The sequence below is a fragment of the Rhizobium sp. Root483D2 genome, assembly GCF_001426685.1.
Lineage (GTDB): Bacteria > Pseudomonadota > Alphaproteobacteria > Rhizobiales > Rhizobiaceae > Pararhizobium > Pararhizobium qamdonense.
Window position 1 is genome coordinate 451,400 of sequence record NZ_LMFB01000019.1, and the last position, 16,689, is coordinate 468,088.

General features: G+C 61.7%; 17 protein-coding genes. 9 read left to right on the top strand and 8 right to left on the bottom strand.

Annotation, left to right across the window (positions count from 1 at the left end; genetic code table 11):
* Positions 1–51 precede the first annotated feature (51 nt).
* Genes ASD32_RS18375 through ASD32_RS18385 form a run of 3 tightly spaced genes read left to right on the top strand, consistent with a single transcriptional unit; the run spans position 52 to position 3,140 of the window.
* Positions 52–1,146 (top strand): D-alanyl-D-alanine carboxypeptidase family protein, encoded by a 1,095-nt coding sequence (locus ASD32_RS18375; RefSeq protein ID WP_060639453.1) that lies wholly within the window; start codon positions 52–54, stop codon positions 1,144–1,146.
* A gap of 27 nt (positions 1,147–1,173) precedes the next feature.
* Positions 1,174–2,352 (top strand): GTP-binding protein, encoded by a 1,179-nt coding sequence (locus ASD32_RS18380; RefSeq protein ID WP_060639454.1) that lies wholly within the window; start codon positions 1,174–1,176, stop codon positions 2,350–2,352.
* A gap of 20 nt (positions 2,353–2,372) precedes the next feature.
* Complete coding sequence (locus ASD32_RS18385; protein ID WP_060639455.1) at positions 2,373–3,140, top strand: DUF930 domain-containing protein; 768 nt, start codon at positions 2,373–2,375, stop codon at positions 3,138–3,140.
* A gap of 32 nt (positions 3,141–3,172) precedes the next feature.
* On the opposite strand, the gene ASD32_RS18390 is transcribed toward ASD32_RS18385, so the two are convergent.
* The 7 genes from ASD32_RS18390 to ASD32_RS30325 form a co-directional block, all read right to left on the bottom strand.
* Positions 3,173–4,435, bottom strand: coding sequence for an RNA polymerase sigma factor (locus ASD32_RS18390; RefSeq protein ID WP_060639456.1), 1,263 nt, complete (start codon positions 4,433–4,435; stop codon positions 3,173–3,175).
* A 68-nt stretch (positions 4,436–4,503) separates the two neighbouring features.
* Positions 4,504–4,926, bottom strand: a complete 423-nt coding sequence (locus ASD32_RS18395) for a YciI family protein (protein ID WP_060639457.1) — start codon at positions 4,924–4,926, stop codon at positions 4,504–4,506.
* A gap of 202 nt (positions 4,927–5,128) precedes the next feature.
* Positions 5,129–5,359, bottom strand: a complete 231-nt coding sequence (locus ASD32_RS18400; protein WP_060639458.1) for a sulfurtransferase TusA family protein — start codon at positions 5,357–5,359, stop codon at positions 5,129–5,131.
* Positions 5,359–6,831, bottom strand: coding sequence for a murein L,D-transpeptidase family protein (locus ASD32_RS18405; protein WP_060639591.1), 1,473 nt, complete (start codon positions 6,829–6,831; stop codon positions 5,359–5,361). The genes ASD32_RS18400 and ASD32_RS18405 overlap by 1 nt, the downstream gene beginning before the upstream one ends.
* Positions 6,832–7,031: 200 nt before the next feature.
* Positions 7,032–7,985 carry an acetyl-CoA carboxylase carboxyltransferase subunit alpha gene (locus tag ASD32_RS18410; RefSeq protein ID WP_060639459.1) on the bottom strand — a complete coding sequence of 318 codons (954 nt, stop codon included), beginning with the start codon at positions 7,983–7,985 and terminating at the stop codon, positions 7,032–7,034.
* Between the two features lie 79 nt (positions 7,986–8,064).
* Positions 8,065–9,021: a site-specific tyrosine recombinase XerD gene (gene xerD, locus ASD32_RS18415; RefSeq protein ID WP_060639460.1), complete on the bottom strand. Its 957-nt coding sequence runs from the start codon at positions 9,019–9,021 to the stop codon at positions 8,065–8,067.
* Positions 9,018–9,167 carry a hypothetical protein gene (locus tag ASD32_RS30325; RefSeq protein ID WP_156383228.1) on the bottom strand — a complete coding sequence of 50 codons (150 nt, stop codon included), beginning with the start codon at positions 9,165–9,167 and terminating at the stop codon, positions 9,018–9,020. The genes xerD and ASD32_RS30325 overlap by 4 nt, the downstream gene beginning before the upstream one ends.
* Before the next feature lie 216 nt (positions 9,168–9,383).
* Here ASD32_RS30325 and ASD32_RS18420 point away from each other — a divergent pair, with 216 nt between their 5' ends.
* The 3 genes from ASD32_RS18420 to ASD32_RS18430 are packed head-to-tail and all read left to right on the top strand — an operon-like array spanning position 9,384 to position 12,431.
* Complete coding sequence (locus ASD32_RS18420) at positions 9,384–9,962, top strand: shikimate kinase (RefSeq protein WP_060639461.1); 579 nt, start codon at positions 9,384–9,386, stop codon at positions 9,960–9,962.
* A 4-nt stretch (positions 9,963–9,966) separates the two neighbouring features.
* Positions 9,967–11,100 carry a 3-dehydroquinate synthase gene (gene aroB, locus ASD32_RS18425; protein WP_060639462.1) on the top strand — a complete coding sequence of 378 codons (1,134 nt, stop codon included), beginning with the start codon at positions 9,967–9,969 and terminating at the stop codon, positions 11,098–11,100.
* A complete protein-coding gene (locus ASD32_RS18430) occupies positions 11,097–12,431 on the top strand; it encodes an HlyC/CorC family transporter (RefSeq protein ID WP_060639463.1) in 1,335 nt (444 codons plus the stop codon). The genes aroB and ASD32_RS18430 overlap by 4 nt, the downstream gene beginning before the upstream one ends.
* 47 nt (positions 12,432–12,478) lie before the next feature.
* Here the strand turns inward: ASD32_RS18430 and ASD32_RS18435 are convergent, their stop codons facing one another.
* Positions 12,479–12,760 (bottom strand): BolA family transcriptional regulator, encoded by a 282-nt coding sequence (locus ASD32_RS18435; protein ID WP_060639464.1) that lies wholly within the window; start codon positions 12,758–12,760, stop codon positions 12,479–12,481.
* Positions 12,761–12,912: 152 nt separating this feature from the next.
* Between ASD32_RS18435 and ASD32_RS18440 the strand changes: the two genes are divergently transcribed.
* The 3 genes from ASD32_RS18440 to cobT all read left to right on the top strand — a co-directional run bounded on the left by ASD32_RS18440 (position 12,913) and on the right by cobT (position 16,545).
* Complete coding sequence (locus tag ASD32_RS18440) at positions 12,913–13,548, top strand: J domain-containing protein (RefSeq protein ID WP_156383239.1); 636 nt, start codon at positions 12,913–12,915, stop codon at positions 13,546–13,548.
* Between the two features lie 93 nt (positions 13,549–13,641).
* Positions 13,642–14,637, top strand: a complete 996-nt coding sequence (gene cobS / locus ASD32_RS18445) for a cobaltochelatase subunit CobS (protein WP_060639466.1) — start codon at positions 13,642–13,644, stop codon at positions 14,635–14,637.
* 3 nt (positions 14,638–14,640) lie between these two features.
* The gene (gene cobT / locus ASD32_RS18450) at positions 14,641–16,545 is read left to right on the top strand and encodes a cobaltochelatase subunit CobT (protein ID WP_060639467.1); all 1,905 of its coding nucleotides are present in this window, start codon (positions 14,641–14,643) and stop codon (positions 16,543–16,545) included.
* Positions 16,546–16,689: the final 144 nt, after the last annotated feature.

Sequence of the window (16,689 nt, forward strand, 5' to 3'; positions counted from 1 at the left end):
GAAATTTCGAGGTTTGATGTGCAGACAACTGGAATTCGCAAGAGTGGCGCGTTGAAGCTATTCGCAGTCCTGACAGGCGCCTGCGCCTCGCTGCTGTCGGCCACACTGCCGAGCGTGGCCAATCCGCAGCTGGTTGTCGATGTCAGTTCGCTGAAGGTTTACGAGCAACGGGAAATCTACCAGAAATGGTATCCGGCCTCGCTGACCAAGCTGATGACGGCGTATACCACCTTTCGGGCGCTGAAATCCGGGCAGCTGACGCTGGAAACACCGGTTATCATGAGCAAGAACGCCGCCGGCGAGCCGCCGAGCAAGATGTTCTACAAGCCCGGCCAGGCCGTGACGCTCGACAGCGCGCTGAAGATGATGCTGATCAAATCGGCCAACGACATTGCCGTTGCGATTGGCGAGACCGTTGCCGGGTCCGAGCCCGCTTTTGTCAACCAGATGAATGCCGAAGCCAAGCGTATCGGCATGACCTCGTCGCATTTTGTCAATCCGAACGGATTGCCCGGTGCCGGTCAGTACACCACGGCCCGCGATCTCGCCGTTCTGGCGATCACGATCAAGCGCGAGTTTCCGCAATATGCGCCGTACTTTGCCTATGAAGGCTTCACCACGGGCAAGAAAAACTATCCCAACTTCAACATGCTGATCGGCCGTTTCGATGGTGCCGACGGCATGAAGACCGGTTTCATCTGCGCCTCGGGCTTCAATCAGGTTTCCTCCGCCACGCGCAATGGCCGTGCCGTCGTGTCCGTCGTTCTGGGCGCTGACAGCCTTGGCGGCCGGGCGGATGAATCCGCGCGGTTGCTGCAGCTGGGGCTTACCTCAAGCAATGCCGGCAAGCCCGGCCTTGGCCAGATTGCGCCCTATGGCGAGACGCGTGACATGGTTGCCGATGTCAGCAAGGAAATCTGCAACCCGAAGGCTGCCAAGGTGCGTTCGGAAAACCGGGATGAAGGTGGACGACAGAAGCTGCTGTCGCCCTATATTCACGAGATCAACCGCCCGCTGAACCTTGTCGCCGCCGGGCTGATCCCGGGCCTCGAGAAGGTGGACGATGTCAAGACCAAGGGGCAGATGGAGGCAGGCCAGGGCGATGTCGCCAATGTGCCGGTCCCGGTTCCCCGCCCCGTTTTCTAAAGCTTTCGCCTGCTGATCGGATAAGCCATGAGCCTTGTTTCAAACGCCGTGCCGGTGTCGATCCTCACCGGTTTTCTCGGTGCGGGAAAGACGTCCCTTCTCAACCGGCTCCTCAAGGATCCCGACCTCACCGATACCGCCGTCATCATCAACGAGTTCGGCGATGTGTCTCTCGATCACCTTCTGGTCGAGGCATCGAGCGACGGGATCATCGAACTGTCGGATGGCTGCCTCTGCTGCACGGTGCGCGGCGAACTGGTCGATACGCTGGCTGATCTGATGGACCGGATGCAGACCGGCAAGATCAAGCCGCTGAAGCGCGTGGTCATCGAAACCACCGGACTTGCCGATCCGGCGCCGGTCTTGCAGTCGGTGATGGGCAATCCTGTCATCGCCCAGAGCTACCGGCTCGATGGCGTCGTTACCGTCGTCGATGCCGCCAACGGCCTTTCCACGCTTGATCATCACGAAGAGGCGGTCAAGCAGGTGGCGATGGCGGACCGGCTGGTGATCAGCAAGATATCGCTGGCGACGCCGGATGTGGTGAATGCGCTAAAGGCGCGGCTGCGGGCCCTCAATCCGCGCGCACCGATGATCGATGGCGATCTGCCGGAAGCGGGCAAGGCTGAACTCTTCCATTGCGGGCTCTACGATCCCGCCACCAAGATCGCCGATGTCGGCCGCTGGCTGCAGGACGAGGCGGCGGCGGACCACGATCATCATCACGACCACGAACACGACCACGAACACGATCATGAACATGGTCATTGCGGCCACGACAATTGTGGTCATGACCACCACCATCATCATCATGATGAGAACCGGCATGGGGCGGATATCCGGTCTTTCAGTCTTGTCCACGACCGGCCGATCGAGCCGATGGCGCTCGAAATGTTCGTCGATCTCCTGCGCTCGGCCCATGGCGAAAAGCTGCTGCGGATGAAGGCGATCGTCTCGATGACCGACAATCCCGACCGGCCGCTGATCCTGCATGGCGTGCAGACCGTGTTCCATGCGCCGCAGCGCATGGCCGCATGGCCCGATCCGGCCGACCGGCGCACCCGCATGGTGCTGATCACCAAGGACCTGCCGGAAGCCTTCGTGCGCGATCTCTTCGATGCCTTTACCGGCAAGCCGCGCATCGACCGGCCCGACCGGCAGGCGCTCGAGGACAATCCGCTGGCGGTTCCAGGGCTCAGACTGTAACGCAACGGCGAGGGCCTTGCATGTTTCCGGAGCTGGGCGACGGTATCGGCAACATGCGGGCGCCAGCCCATCCTGCCAGCCGTCCCGGCGGCTGGAGTGTCAGCGCTTCCCTCGGCTTCCATCTCCTGATCGGGCTCGCCCTGCTTTTCGCCGTGACGCCGCGCCGCCAGGCACCGTCATCGCAAGAGAGCGTCAGCGTCGATGTGCTGACGCAGCAGCAGTTCGAGGCAGCGAGCAGCCCGGCGGCTGCCGAGGTGCAATCCCAGCCGGCGCCGCAATCCCAATCCCAACCGCGACCCACGAGTGATGCGGTCAATGCGCCACAAAGAGAAACTCCGGTTCCGGCATTTGAGAAACTGTCGACAGACCAGCCGCGCCCGCAGGTGGATGCGATGGTTCAGGCAAAGAACCTGCAGTCGGCAAAGGTTCTAGCCGATCCGCGCAGTGCCAAGGCGCGGAAGGCGATGGGTCAGCTTGCATCCTCCGAGCGTATCGTCCAGCTCTGCAATATCGAGGCAATGGAACAGGTGCATCTCTGGAAGCCGACGTTAAAGCCGGATTTTCTGGTCGCCTATGCGATGGCAGATACGGAGCTGTCGGGGCAAAAGCTCAAGGCGGATGGCGGGGCGTTTCGCAGCAAGAGCCGCTGGTACAAGATCGGGTTCACCTGCGAAGTGACGCCGGACCTCAAGCAGGTCGTCTCGTTTGCCTTTGCGGTTGGCAGCGAGATTGCGAAAAGCGAATGGGCCGATCACAACCTGACCGCGGATGATGGTCCGGTGGATTAGAGCCTCGTACTCAATATTGATCGTATGAGGCTCTAATTGCCGCAGGCAGCGGCCCTTGCAAGAAAGAACGCCTTTTCGCTGCTGTTACGGGTGAGGCTTGCCGCGCGCTCGAATTCGGCCTTGGCGTCCGCCAGGCGTCCGGCCCGGTACAGGAAATCCCCTCTTGCGGCGGGCAGGGGGACGTAGTTTTGCAGTCCCGCTGCCGGATCGATCTCGTCAAGGCGCGCGAGCCCGGCTTCCGGCCCAAATGCCATGCTATGGGCGACGGCCCGGTTGAGATCGACCACCGGCGACGGCATGACGTCGCGCAGCGTGTCGTAAAGCCCGGCAATTTTATGCCAGTCCGTGTCTTCCGCCTTGCGCGCCCGGGCGTGACAGGCGGCCAGAGCCGCCTGCAGGGCATAGGGACCATGTGCGCCGCCGAGCGCTTCCACACGCTTGAGGGCTGCAAGCCCGCGCCGGATCAGGAGCTGGTCCCAGTGGGCACGGTTTTGCTCGGTCAACAGGATCGGCGCGCCGTCCGGTGCCACGCGGGCATTGAGACGGGAGGCCTGGATTTCCATCAGCGACAAGAGGCCGAGCACTTCCGGCTCGTCCGGCATGAGGCCGGCGAGGATGCGGCCGAGACGTTGGGCCTCCGCGCAGAGCGCCGGGCGGATCAGGTCTTCGCCTGCGGTGGCGGCATAGCCCTCGTTGAAGATCAGGTAGATCACTTCCAGAACGGATGCGAGCCGTTCTGCGCGCTCTGCGCCGCGCGGCACCGCAAAGGTGAGGCCGGCATTGCCGATCGTCTTCTTGGCTCTCACGATCCGCTGGGCGATGGTGGTTTCGTTGGAGAGAAAGGCGCGGGCAATTTCATCGGTCGTCAAACCGCCGATCAGCCGCAGGGTCAGCGCTGCCCGCGCCTCTGTCGAAAGCACGGGATGGCAGGCAGCAAAGAGGAGACCCAGCAGCTCGTCGCCGAGATCGTCGTCCAGCGCCGCTTCGATATCCTCGACGCTGGTATCACGCTCATCTTCGAGGTCGCGGCCGATTTCGGCATGTTTGCGCGCCAGCATCGTCTTGCGGCGCAAACCATCAATGGCGCGGCGCTTGGCGGCCGCCATCAGCCAGGCTCCCGGATTTTTCGGAACGCCGTTTACTGGCCAATCCGAGAGCGCGGTCACCAGAGCGTCCTGCGCCAGTTCTTCCGCCAGCCCGACATCCCGCACCATCCGCGCCAGGCCGCCGATCAGGCGGGCCTGTTCGATCCGGAACACTGTCTCGATTGCCTGATGCGTTTCGTTTGCCGCCATACTTATGGATTAAACGAGCGGGAAAGGCCGCGTCAAGCCAGCGGTAGTCTGACGCGGCCCGGCCGAAATCAGCGCTTGGCTGCCTTTTCGCGCAGGCGTTCTTCCTGTTCGGCCAGTTCCGGCGTGAACGCCTCGCCGAAATCGGCTGCCTCGAACACTTGGCGGATTTCCAGCTCGCTTGGGCCGGGCATCGGGTTGGGGCAGCGCTTGGCCCATTCGACGGCCTGCGCCATGTCCTTGACTTCCCACAGCCAGAAACCGGCGATCAGTTCGCGGGTTTCGGCAAAGGGCCCATCGATGACGGTGCGTGACGGGCCGTCGAAGGCGATCCGCTTGCCCTTGACGGAGGGATGCAGCCCTTCGCCGGCCATCATGATGCCGGCATTGACCAGCTCCTCGTTATATTTGCCCATGGCTTCCAGAAGCTCGGTCGTCGGCATGACGCCTGCTTCGCTATCCTTCGATGCCTTGACGATCACCATCACACGCATTGTGTTCTCCCTTGATTATTGGAAGCCGGAATGGCCTTCCTGACCATACGACGAACGACGCCCGGCTCGATCGACATCGTTCCGGAATTTTTTTGAGAAATCTAGAGAAGTTGTGATGGAGAGGACTGCTTGGCCGTCTTTACGGCAGAATGTGCCCGGCGGGACAGAACAGGTCTCTCGCCGTCAAGTTTGACCTTGGACGTCAAGCCTTCTTGCGGATGACGAAACGGTGGCCGCCGGACAGCGCCTCGGATTGCTCCAGGCTATGGCCGTCCTCGTTGCAGAAATGCGGAATGTCGATGATGGCAAGCGGGTCGGTGGTCTCGACCGTGATCAGCGTGCCGGGAGCAAGGGAAAGCATGCGCTTGCGTGTTCGCAAGACCGGCAAGGGGCATTTCAGCCCCTTGAGGTCATAGATCAGGCCGTCGGGCATCAATTGCCCCAGAGTTTCCAGAATGGCCGCTTCTTCGGCTGCTGTTCGGCCACTGCCTGTTCGGCGACCGGTGCCGCGTCGGTGGCGGCCGCTGTCTGGGCGGCTGCGGCATCGGCGGGCTTCTTCACCGTTGCGGTCGTAACAGGCTGGGGCGTTGCCGTTGCTGCGGCTTGCTGCACGGCCTGCTTCTGGCCAGCCGGCTGCTGTTCTTGAGCCGCGTTGATAGGCGCTGCGGCTGCCGGCTCGAGCTGCTGCGCATCGGCGCCGCTCTTGGAAAACAGGCTGCCCCAGAAGCCTTTGCGCGCAGCGCCCGGCTGTTCGACGGCGGCCTGCTGCACTGGTTTGGGCAACGGATTTTCCGCAGGCACCGGCACGTTTTTGCCGTTCTTGGTGGACTTGTCCAGCTCGGCCTTCTGGATTTCGATCGCCTTCTTGACCTCTTCCAGCTCGGCCCGGCGGGCTTCCTGCTTTTCGAGGTCGGCGACCTTCATAAGCTTGCCGGCGTCCAGCGAGGTACCGGTCGGGGCATAGGCCAGTTCCTTGCCGACGCGCTGCTTGGCGACGATCGCCTTGCGCTCGGCTTCGCTCGGCTCATACCAGACCATGCCGTCGAGCTTCTTGGTCGCCTTGGCGTAGTCGTCGTTGTATTTCTTGTTATAGCTGGCGAGCGCGCCCTGCATGGTTGCCGGGGTCGACATGGCCGGGCATTGGCCGGTCGGCGAGAATTTGCCGTCGGTCTGCTGGTTGAAGACGTATTTCTTCTCGCAGATATTCACTTCCGGCGGCCGTTTGGTGATCTCGAACTGGTCGTAGCCGGGCTTCAGCATGTTCCAGAAGTCGATGTTCGGGCTGTTTTTGTGCCGCGCCATGTTCTCGGCCGTCATGCGGAAGGGCAGGGCCTGCAGTTGGATCGCCTGCTGGCCGCCCTTGTAGGCATCGCGCGACAGCGCAAAGATTTCCTGCATCTGCTCGTCGGTCATCGAATAGCAACCCGACGAAGAACAGGCGCCGTGGATCATCAGATTGGTGCCGAAACGGCCGTTGGCCTGGTCGAAGCGGTTGGGAAAGCCGGTATTGATGGCCAGATAATAGCTGGAATTCGGATTCATCTGGCCGGGCGAGATCGGGTAGAACCCTTCCGGCGCCTGGCGGTCGCCTTCCTTTACCTTCGGGCCGAGCTTGCCCGACCAGGCGCAGATCTTGTACTGGCGCAGCATCTCGTAGCGGTTGGAGGCATTGGCCTTCCAGACTTCGAGAACGCCTTCCTCCTTGAAGATGCGCAGCATGATCGGCGAATCCTTCGCCATGCTCATTGCCTGCATCTTCTGGACGATCTTGCCGGAGAGCTGGTAGTTGACCTTGCTGGAGACCTTCTTGAGGTCGACATCGACGGTGTCCATCGCCTCATTGGCGGTGCAGCTCGAAAGGAGCGCAGCGATGGCAGCGGTGGCAACAAGATGTGTCAAACGCATCGGCAAAGGTCCATCAAGAAAACTGTCGAACGTGGCTTTCCGTGCAGGCGGTCCACAGGGAATCAATATGCCCTTTTACTTCACAAAATATTAACCTTACAAAACCGCCCTGCTCAACCGTTCCAGACGCCCAGAATATGGCCAAGGTTGGACCGCGCACAGATTTGCCACGCCGATCCTCCCAAAGCCAGCAAATTTGCTTAGAGCTGGCGGCCGATCGCCAGGTATTTCTGGCGGCGGTCAGAGCGCAATTCGTCGCCGGTGCGGCCCGAAAGCTCCTTCAGCGCATCGGCGATGACGGTGCCGGTCTTCTCGATCACGGCGTTGGGATCGCGATGCGCGCCGCCGACTGGCTCGGTGATGATGCCGTCGATGATGCCGAGCGACTTCAGGTCTTCGGCCGTGATCTTCATGTTGGTTGCCGCTTCCTTGGCACGCGTACTGTCGCGCCAGAGGATGGAGGCGGCCCCTTCCGGCGAGATGACGCTGTAGATCGAGTGCTCCAGCATGTAGACGCGGCTGCCGGTGGCGATCGCGATCGCGCCGCCGGAACCACCTTCGCCGATGACCACGGAGACGATCGGAACCCGCATGTTCAGGCACATTTCGGTCGAGCGGGCGATGGCCTCGGCCTGGCCGCGTTCTTCGGCGCCAATGCCCGGATAGGCGCCGGCCGTATCGATCAGGGTGATCAGCGGCAGGCCGAAACGGTCGGCCATCTCCATGACGCGGATCGCCTTGCGGTAGCCTTCCGGCCGGGCGCTGCCGAAATTGTGCTTGATGCGCGACTTGGTGTCGTTGCCCTTTTCCTGGCCGATGACGGCGACAGGGGTGCCGCGGAAGCGCGCGAGACCTGCCTGGATCGCCTCGTCATTGGCAAACTTGCGATCGCCGGCCAGCGGCGTGAATTCGGTGAAGAGGTTGGCGGCATATTCCTGGAAATGCGGGCGCTGCGGATGGCGCGCGACCTGCGTCTTCTGCCAGGGGTTCAGCTTGGAATAGATTTCGGCCATCGCCTCGCGGGCGCGGACTTCCAGACGCTCGACCTCGTCGGCCGTGTCGATGCTCTCGTCCTCGCTGGCAATCTTCTTCAGCTCGTGAATCTTGCCTTCGAGATCGGAGATTGGTTTTTCGAAATCGAGATAATTGTGCATGTGATGCGTTTCCGATCATATTGCGCCAGTGGCTACGGGTATGACGTTTCAGCCGTCCCGGCCAAGTGTTCTGGCGCTCCTAATCCTGTTTTTTCGCGTGTTTGGCAAGAGGGTGATGGTTTTGGACCAGCTGATGCAGCCGTTCTTCCAGCACATGGGTATAGATTTGTGTCGTTGAAATGTCCGAATGTCCGAGAAGTTCCTGCACGGCGCGAAGGTCGGCGCCATTGGCAAGCAGATGGCTGGCAAAGGCATGGCGCAGCACATGCGGCGAGATCGCCGCAACGCGGATGCCGGCGCGGGCGGCGAGATCCTTCAAGTCGCGGGCAAAAACCTGCCGCGGCAGGTAACCCGCCTTGCCGGAGGAGGGAAAGAGCCACGGGCTTTCCGGCGGCGGCGTTTTCTGCGCGGCATTGTCGCTGGCCATCGCCGTGCCATAGGCCTGCATCGCGCGGATCGCCGAATGCGACAGCGGCACCATGCGCTCCTTGTTGCCCTTGCCGCGAACGACGAGAAAACGGCCGTTCTGGGCAAGCACGGAGGCCGGTAGCGATACGAGCTCGCTGACGCGCATACCGGTGGCATAGAGCAGTTCGATCAGCGCATGCATGCGCAGCCGCGCAACCGTATCGCCGCCGCTTTTTGCCGCTTCCGCTTCCGCCTGACCGATCAGCTTGGACACGTCGTCGATGCTGAGCACCTTGGGCAGCGAACGGCCTTTCTTCGGCGCGTCGAGAACGCCGGTCGGATCGTCCGTGCGCAGGCCTTCGGCATAGAGAAACTTGTAGAACTGCCGCAGTGCCGAGAGCCTGCGGGCCTGCGAGGAGGCCTTGAAGCCCTGCTGCGCCAGATGCGAGAGATAGGCGCGCAGGTCATCGGAAGCTGCATCCGTCGGCTTGACGCCGCGCTGCTTTAAGAAGGAATAGGCGTCTTCGAGATCGCGCTCATAGGAGATCAACGTGTTGTTGGCAGCACCCCGTTCGGCGCTCATCATCTCCAGGAAGGATTCCATATGGGCGGCGGAAAGATCGATCATTGCGGCTTGTTGATCCGCTCGGAGGGAATGCGGATGGTGACGTCGCGCTCGACCGGATTGACGAATGTCACCAGCGCCACCATCGTTCCATAGATCACGCCGCCGATCAGGGCGCAGATGAACAGGAACCGGAACAGGGTGGGCATTTTCAACTCCTAGAGCCTCGTATGATCAATGAGGCAACAGCATGCGCCTCATTGATCATGCGAGGCTCTGACGTCAGGGGTCTATATGACCATGCCTGTTTGCAAGTGCAAGAACCGCTGTATCGCGCGGGATTCCCGTGACCTTGTATGCCGTGAAGTCTTGACGCTTCCAGCTGTTTTGTCGATACCGGAGCGGAACGGGGAAATTAAAACTGCATGAGCGACGTGATTGAACCGGTTTCCGAAGCGCTGGTCGAGCGGGCGAAGGCCGCGCTCGGGCGACGAAACCTCGTCTTCGTCGGTCTGATGGGGGCTGGAAAATCGGCGGTCGGCCGGATTACGGCCTCGGCGCTCGGAATTCCCTTCGTCGATTCCGATCATGAAATCGAGCGTGTTTCGCGCATGACGATCACGGAACTCTTCGCGGCCTATGGCGAAGACGAGTTCCGCGCATTGGAGACCCGCGTCATCAAGCGGTTGCTCAAGACCGGCCCGCGCGTCGTTTCCACCGGCGGTGGCGCCTATATCAACGAGCGCACCCGCAAGCATATCAAGCGCCAGGGTCTCTCTGTCTGGCTGAATGCCGAGCTTGAGGTGCTGTGGGAGCGGGTCAACAAGCGTGACAGCCGTCCGCTCCTCAAAACCGAAAACCCCAAGCAGACGCTGGAAAACCTCATGCACGCCCGCTATCCAATCTATGCTGAGGCGGACCTGACGGTGCTGTCGCGCGATGTCAAGAAAGAGGTGATGGTGGAAGAGGTTCTTGCCGCTCTCGCCAGTCTCCCGAAGAAGTGAAGCCATGACCACGACCCGTTTATCTGCCGCCCGCAAAACCGTCCGCGTCAATCTCGGCGACCGGTCCTATGATATCCTCATCGGTCCCGGCCTCATTGCAACGGCCGCAGACGAGATCGCCGGGCGCCTGAAGGGCCGGCGCATGGCCGTGATCACCGACGAGCATGTCGCACCGCTCTATCTCGAGCCGTTGATGGAAAGCCTGAAAGTAAAGGGCATCACCGCCGTGTCGCTGGTTTTGCCGGCCGGCGAAAAGACCAAGAGCTTCGAACATCTGATCCCGGTCTGCGAGGCGATCCTTGGGGCCCGCATCGAGCGCAACGATGCCGTTATCGCCCTTGGCGGCGGCGTCATCGGCGATCTCACCGGCTTTGCCGCCGGTATCGCCCGGCGCGGATCGCGCTTCATCCAGATCCCGACGTCGCTTCTGGCCCAGGTGGATTCGTCCGTCGGCGGCAAGACCGGCATCAACTCGCCGCACGGCAAGAACCTGATCGGCGTGTTCCATCAGCCGGATCTGGTTCTGGCCGATACGGATGTGCTGGATACGCTCAGCCCGCGCGAATTCAAGGCAGGCTATGCCGAGGTCGCCAAATATGGCCTGATCGACAAGCCGGACTTCTTTGCCTGGCTGGAAAACAACTGGCAGGCCGTCTTTGCCGGCGGCGACGTCCGTATCGAGGCGATCGCCATCAGCTGCCAGGCCAAGGCCGATGTGGTTGCTGCCGACGAACGCGAAAACGGCCAGCGGGCGCTGCTCAATCTCGGGCACACATTCGGCCATGCGCTGGAGGCGGCGACGCAGTATGATGGCGCGCGTCTCGTGCACGGCGAGGGGGTGGCGATCGGCATGGTGCTGGCCCATCAGTTCTCGGCGCGCATGAACCTTGCAAGCCCCGATGACGCCAGGCGCGTCGAAGCGCATCTGCGGGCGGTGGGCCTGCCGACCCGCATGGATGAAATTCCCGGCACTTTGCCGCCCGTGGAGACGCTGATGAACGCGATTGCCCAGGACAAGAAGGTCAGTGGCGGCAAGCTCACCTTCATCCTGACGCGCGGCATCGGCCAGTCCTTTGTCGCCGATGACGTTCCGGGATCGGAAGTGACCGCGTTTCTCAAGGAAAAGCATCCGGGATGAGCAACGAAGCCTTCACGCTCTTCCTGACCGACTACGGTCCGGGCATTCTGATCATTCTCGTGATGATCGTGCTGTCGGCTTTTTTCTCCGGCTCGGAAACGGCGCTGACTGCGGCATCGCGCTCAAGGATGCACACGCTGGAGGCCAATGGCGATGAGCGGGCCGGCATGGTCAACCGCCTGATCGAACGCCGCGACCGGCTGATCGGCGCGCTTCTGATCGGCAACAACCTTGCCAATATCCTGTCGTCATCGATCGCCACCAGTCTGTTCCTGCATTTCTTCGGCGCGTCCGGCGTGGCCTATGCGACGCTCGCCATGACGATCATTCTGGTCATCTTTGCCGAGGTGCTGCCGAAAAGCTGGGCGATCGCATCGCCGGACCGGTTTGCGCTTGGCGTGGCACGCACGGTCAATGTCATCGTTCTGGTGGTCGGCCCGGTTTCGAGCCTGGTCAACTGGATCGTGCGCCGCATTCTCGGCCTGTTCGGCATCAATCTGTCTTCGGAAATGCCGATGCTGACGGCGCATGAGGAATTGCGCGGTGCGGTCGATTTCCTGCACCGGGAAGGCTCGGTCATCAAGGCCGACCGCGACCGGCTCGGCGGCGTTCTCGATCTGGGCGAGCTGGAAATTTCCGACATCATGATCCACCGCACCTCGATGCGCGGCATCAATGCCGATGATGCGCCGGAAGTGGCGGTTCGCGCGGTGCTCGAAAGTCCCTATACCCGCATGCCGGTCTGGCGCGGATCGACCGACAACATCATCGGGGTCGTGCATGCCAAGGACCTGTTGCGGGCGCTGGCGGAACCGGATGTCGAGCCGGAAAATCTGGATATCGTCCGCATCGCGCAAAAGCCGTGGTTCGTGCCGGAAACCACCAATCTGAAGGAACAGCTCAACGCCTTCCTGCGCCGCAAGGTGCATTTCGCCATCGTCGTCGATGAATATGGCGAGGTGCAGGGGCTGGTGACGCTGGAGGATATTCTGGAGGAAATCGTCGGCGATATTTCCGACGAACACGATATCGAAATCCAGGGCGTGCGCCAGGAAGCCGACGGCTCGATCGTCGTGGATGGCAGCGTGCCGATCCGCGATCTCAACCGCGCACTCGACTGGACCCTGCCGGACGAGGAGGCGACCACGGTTGCCGGGCTTGTCATCCACGAATCCCGGACGATCCCGGAGGAGCGGCAGGCGTTTACCTTCTACGGCAAGCGCTTCATCGTCATGAAGCGGGTGAAGAACCGGATCACGCGGCTCAGAATCCGGCCAGCCGATGACCCGACCCTGCCTCCGCTGCCGGTCAAGACCGAAAGCGTCGAGTAATTCAGGCAGGTTTTGAAACGGTCAGCCCTTGTGGCTGCCGATGCCGCTCACCAGCGGGTGGCTTCGCCTGGAACAGCCGGTTCCAGCGCCAGCGCATGCAATCCGGCGTCGATCTCGGGCTGCAAAACCTCGTTGATGGCGCGGTGGCGGGCGATGCGGCTCATGCCGATGAACGCGCTGGAGACGATGCGCACCCGCATATGGGTTTCGCCGGTGCCGTCGATGTCCGGATGATGACCGGCATGCAGGTGGCTTTCGTTGACAACGATCAGCCGTTCGGGCGAAAAAGCCGTGTTGAGTTTTGTTTCGATGCGGCTTTGAAGCGACATGTTTTAGCCCCGATTCTCTGGCTTTTCGGCTGGCATCGATCGTAAACGAGCGGCCCGTCCGGGATTGCGCTGTGCGCGGTGCAAAATGGCTTCACAAAGCCTGCAACATTCCCGTTTGTCAATTCTTGTTGTGGCGTCCGCCACGCCCCATAATTAGCGCCATGAAACTTGATTCAAAATACTTTGATGGGATCCGGACGCGCCGCAGGGCGACCCAGAAGCCCGAGCCGATGGCTCCGAAGTGCCAGTGGGACGGGTGCGAGGAGAACGCCGTCCATCGCGCGCCGGTGGGCCGCAATGCAGAGAACGAGTTTTTCATGTTCTGCTTCGAACACGTCAAGGAATACAACAAGGGCTACAATTATTTTTCCGGCCTGTCCGACAGCGAGATCGCGCGCTACCAGAAGGAAGCCATCACCGGCCACCGCCCGACCTGGACGGTGGGCGTCAACAAGAACGCCAAGAATGCGCCGCAGCAGTCGCAGCAACGGTCGGGGTCGGCCGGTGCGCAGGCCCGCATGCGCGATCCCTTCGGCTTTGTCGATCAGGCGCGGGCCCGCGCCAACCGGCAGGAGCCGCGGCTGCGCAAGCTGAAGACATTGGAGGCCAAGGCCTTCGAAACGCTGGGTCTGCATGCCAATGCAACTGCGGCAGATGTGAAGTCGGCGTATAAAGAGCTTGTAAAAAAGCATCACCCCGATGCAAATGGCGGAGACAGGGGATCGGAAGAGCGTTTTCGCGCCGTGATCCAGGCATATCAATTGTTAAAACAGGCTGGCTTCTGCTAGGAACCCGTTTTATTACGGTCACACATTTATAAAGGCATAGACGGGAGCGCCCCCGCAAATTGATCGTAGGGGCTTTACCGTGCTGGAGACATGATGAGCAAGGTAGACCTCGATATTTCCAATCTCCCCGATACGACGGTTTCCGTCCGTGACGTTTTCCGTATCGATACCGATCTGCGCGTGCCGGCCTATTCGAAGGGCGATGCCTATGTGCCGGATCTCGATCCCGACTATTTGTTCGACCGCGAGACGACGCTCGCCATCCTGGCCGGCTTTGCCCATAACCGCCGCGTGATGGTGTCCGGTTATCACGGCACCGGCAAATCGACCCATATCGAGCAGGTCGCGGCCCGTCTCAACTGGCCCTGCGTGCGCGTCAACCTAGACAGCCATGTCAGCCGTATCGATCTCGTCGGCAAGGACGCGATCGTCGTCAAGGACGGCATGCAGGTCACCGAATTCAAGGACGGCATCCTGCCCTGGGCCTACCAGCACAATGTCGCGCTCGTCTTCGACGAATATGATGCCGGCCGCCCGGACGTGATGTTCGTCATTCAGCGCGTGCTCGAATCATCGGGCCGCCTGACGCTGCTCGACCAGAGCCGCGTCATCAGGCCGCACCCGGCTTTCCGCCTGTTTTCGACGGCCAACACCGTGGGCCTCGGCGATACGACCGGCCTCTATCACGGCACGCAGCAGATCAACCAGGCGCAGATGGACCGCTGGTCGATCGTCACCACGCTGAACTATCTGCCGCATGACAACGAGGTCGATATCGTTGCCGCCAAGGTCAAGGGCTTCACCAAGGATCGCGGCCGTGACACGGTTTCCAAGATGGTCCGCGTTGCCGATCTCACCCGTGCAGCCTTCATCAACGGCGACCTGTCGACCGTGATGAGCCCGCGTACCGTCATCACCTGGGCTGAAAACGCGCATATCTTCGGCGATATCGCCTTTGCGTTCCGCGTCACCTTCCTCAACAAGTGCGACGAGCTTGAGCGGGCGCTGGTGGCCGAACACTATCAGCGCGCCTTCGGTGTCGAGCTGAAGGAAAGCGCTGCCAATATCGTGCTCGAAGCCACGGCCTGATCGATGGCAGGCCGGGGCGACAATTCGAAAGCAAGGCCGGCCGGCGTCGTGGATGTGGAACCGTTCCGCCGCGCACTGACCGGTTGTATCCGCTCGATTGCCGGCGATTCGGAGGTCGAGGTCGTGTTTGCCAACGAGCGTCCGGGCCTTTCGGGCGAACGCGTGCGGCTGCCGGAAATCTCCAAGCGGCCGACGCGCCAGGAACTTGCGGTGACCCGCGGGCTCGGCGATTCCATGGCGCTGCGCAAGGCCTGCCATGATGCCCGCATCCACGCCACCATGGCGCCGCAGGGTGCCGACGCACGCGGCATTTTCGATGCCGTCGAGCAGGCGCGCGTCGAGGCGATCGGGTCGCTGCGCATGACCGGCGTTGCCAGCAATCTGACATCGATGCTGGACGAGAAATACGCCCGGGCCAATTTCGGCAATATCGACCGCCAGGCGGATGCGCCGATCGAAGAGGCGGTTGCCCTGATCGTGCGCGAAAAGCTGACCGGCCAGAAGCCGCCTGCCTCCGCCGGCAAGGTGCTTGATCTCTGGCGCGATTTCATCGAGGAAAAAGCCGCCGGCGACATGAAGGAATTGTCTGCGGCTGTGAACGATCAGCAGGCCTTTGCCCGCGTCGTGCGCAATATGCTGACCTCGATGGAGATGGCCGAGAAATACGGCGACGACGATGTCGAGCCGGACGATCAGGAAAGCCAGACCGACGAGGACCAGCCGCGCAGCCAGGAGCAGGATGAAAACAGCTCCGACGACGATGCCGGCTCCGACGCCGCTCCAGCCGACGAAAACGAATCTGCCGACGAGCAGATGGACGACGGCGAGATGGACGGTGCCGAAATCTCCGAAGAGGAGATGTCGGACGATGGCGAGGACGACAGCGAAACGCCCGGCGAGGTCAAGCGGCCGAGCCATCCGTTCGACGATTTCAACGATAAGGTCGATTACGGCGTCTTTGCCGAGGAATTCGACGAGACGACCACGGCCGAAGAGCTTTGCGACGAAGCCGAACTCGACCGCCTGCGCGCCTTCCTCGACAAGCAGCTGGCGCATTTGCAGGGCGCGGTCGGCCGTCTGGCCAACCGGTTGCAGCGCCGCCTGATGGCGCAGCAGAACCGGTCCTGGGAATTCGACCTGGAAGAGGGCTATCTCGATTCGGCGCGGCTGACGCGCATGATCATCGACCCGATGCAGCCGCTCTCCTTCAAGCGCGAGAAGGATACCAATTTCCGCGATACGGTCGTCACGCTGCTGATCGACAATTCCGGCTCGATGCGCGGACGGCCGATCACGGTTGCGGCGACCTGCGCGGATATCCTGGCCCGCACGCTGGAGCGCTGCGGCGTCAAGGTCGAAATCCTCGGCTTCACGACCAAGGCCTGGAAGGGCGGACAGTCGCGTGAAAAATGGCTGGCCAGCGGCAAGCCGCAGATGCCGGGACGTCTCAACGATCTGCGCCACATCATCTACAAGTCCGCCGACGCCCCTTGGCGCCGCGCGCGCCGCAATCTCGGCCTGATGATGCGCGAGGGTTTGCTGAAGGAAAATATCGACGGCGAAGCGCTGATCTGGGCACATAACCGCCTGCTTGGCCGTTCCGAGCAGCGCCGCATCCTGATGATGATCTCGGATGGTGCGCCGGTTGATGATTCCACCCTGTCGGTCAATCCGGGCAACTATCTCGAACGGCACCTGCGCGCTGTCATCGATCAGATCGAGACGCGCTCACCAGTCGAATTGCTGGCGATCGGTATCGGCCACGACGTGACGCGCTATTATCGCAAGGCCGTGACCATCGTCGATGCCGACGAGTTGGCAGGTGCGATGACCGAGCAGCTGGCGTCGCTGTTCGACGACGAGAGCTCCCGGCGCCGGGCTGCTGCGCCACGGCGGCGTGCGAGCTGATTGTCTTGCCGGCCGGGGCACGACTATGGCTCCGGTCTTTTCTGCATATTGCATGGTGAATTTTCCGGAGCCGTTTTGTGCTTCCTGCCGGCCTGCCAGAAGGACGTCTTTTGAAAGCGACACTGATCCAGGCCGCCGCCCTTT

What these genes read in the sequence shown, in the direction of transcription:
- ASD32_RS18395 (WP_060639457.1), bottom strand. Translation starts at nt 4,926, where the DNA reads ATGCGTGTGATGGTGATCGTCAAGGCATCGAAGGATAGCGAAGCAGGC.
- xerD (WP_060639460.1), bottom strand. Translation starts at nt 9,021, where the DNA reads ATGATCGATCTTTCCGCCGCCCATATGGAATCCTTCCTGGAGATGATG.
- ASD32_RS18400 (WP_060639458.1), bottom strand. Translation starts at nt 5,359, where the DNA reads ATGCCCGACGGCCTGATCTATGACCTCAAGGGGCTGAAATGCCCCTTG.
- ASD32_RS18430 (WP_060639463.1), top strand. Translation starts at nt 11,097, where the DNA reads ATGAGCAACGAAGCCTTCACGCTCTTCCTGACCGACTACGGTCCGGGC.
- ASD32_RS18390 (WP_060639456.1), bottom strand. Translation starts at nt 4,435, where the DNA reads ATGGCGGCAAACGAAACGCATCAGGCAATCGAGACAGTGTTCCGGATC.
- ASD32_RS18420 (WP_060639461.1), top strand. Translation starts at nt 9,384, where the DNA reads ATGAGCGACGTGATTGAACCGGTTTCCGAAGCGCTGGTCGAGCGGGCG.
- ASD32_RS18385 (WP_060639455.1), top strand. Translation starts at nt 2,373, where the DNA reads ATGTTTCCGGAGCTGGGCGACGGTATCGGCAACATGCGGGCGCCAGCC.
- ASD32_RS30325 (WP_156383228.1), bottom strand. Translation starts at nt 9,167, where the DNA reads ATGCCCACCCTGTTCCGGTTCCTGTTCATCTGCGCCCTGATCGGCGGC.
- ASD32_RS18435 (WP_060639464.1), bottom strand. Translation starts at nt 12,760, where the DNA reads ATGTCGCTTCAAAGCCGCATCGAAACAAAACTCAACACGGCTTTTTCG.
- cobT (WP_060639467.1), top strand. Translation starts at nt 14,641, where the DNA reads ATGGCAGGCCGGGGCGACAATTCGAAAGCAAGGCCGGCCGGCGTCGTG.
- ASD32_RS18405 (WP_060639591.1), bottom strand. Translation starts at nt 6,831, where the DNA reads ATGCGTTTGACACATCTTGTTGCCACCGCTGCCATCGCTGCGCTCCTT.
- cobS (WP_060639466.1), top strand. Translation starts at nt 13,642, where the DNA reads ATGAGCAAGGTAGACCTCGATATTTCCAATCTCCCCGATACGACGGTT.
- aroB (WP_060639462.1), top strand. Translation starts at nt 9,967, where the DNA reads ATGACCACGACCCGTTTATCTGCCGCCCGCAAAACCGTCCGCGTCAAT.
- ASD32_RS18410 (WP_060639459.1), bottom strand. Translation starts at nt 7,985, where the DNA reads ATGCACAATTATCTCGATTTCGAAAAACCAATCTCCGATCTCGAAGGC.
- ASD32_RS18380 (WP_060639454.1), top strand. Translation starts at nt 1,174, where the DNA reads ATGAGCCTTGTTTCAAACGCCGTGCCGGTGTCGATCCTCACCGGTTTT.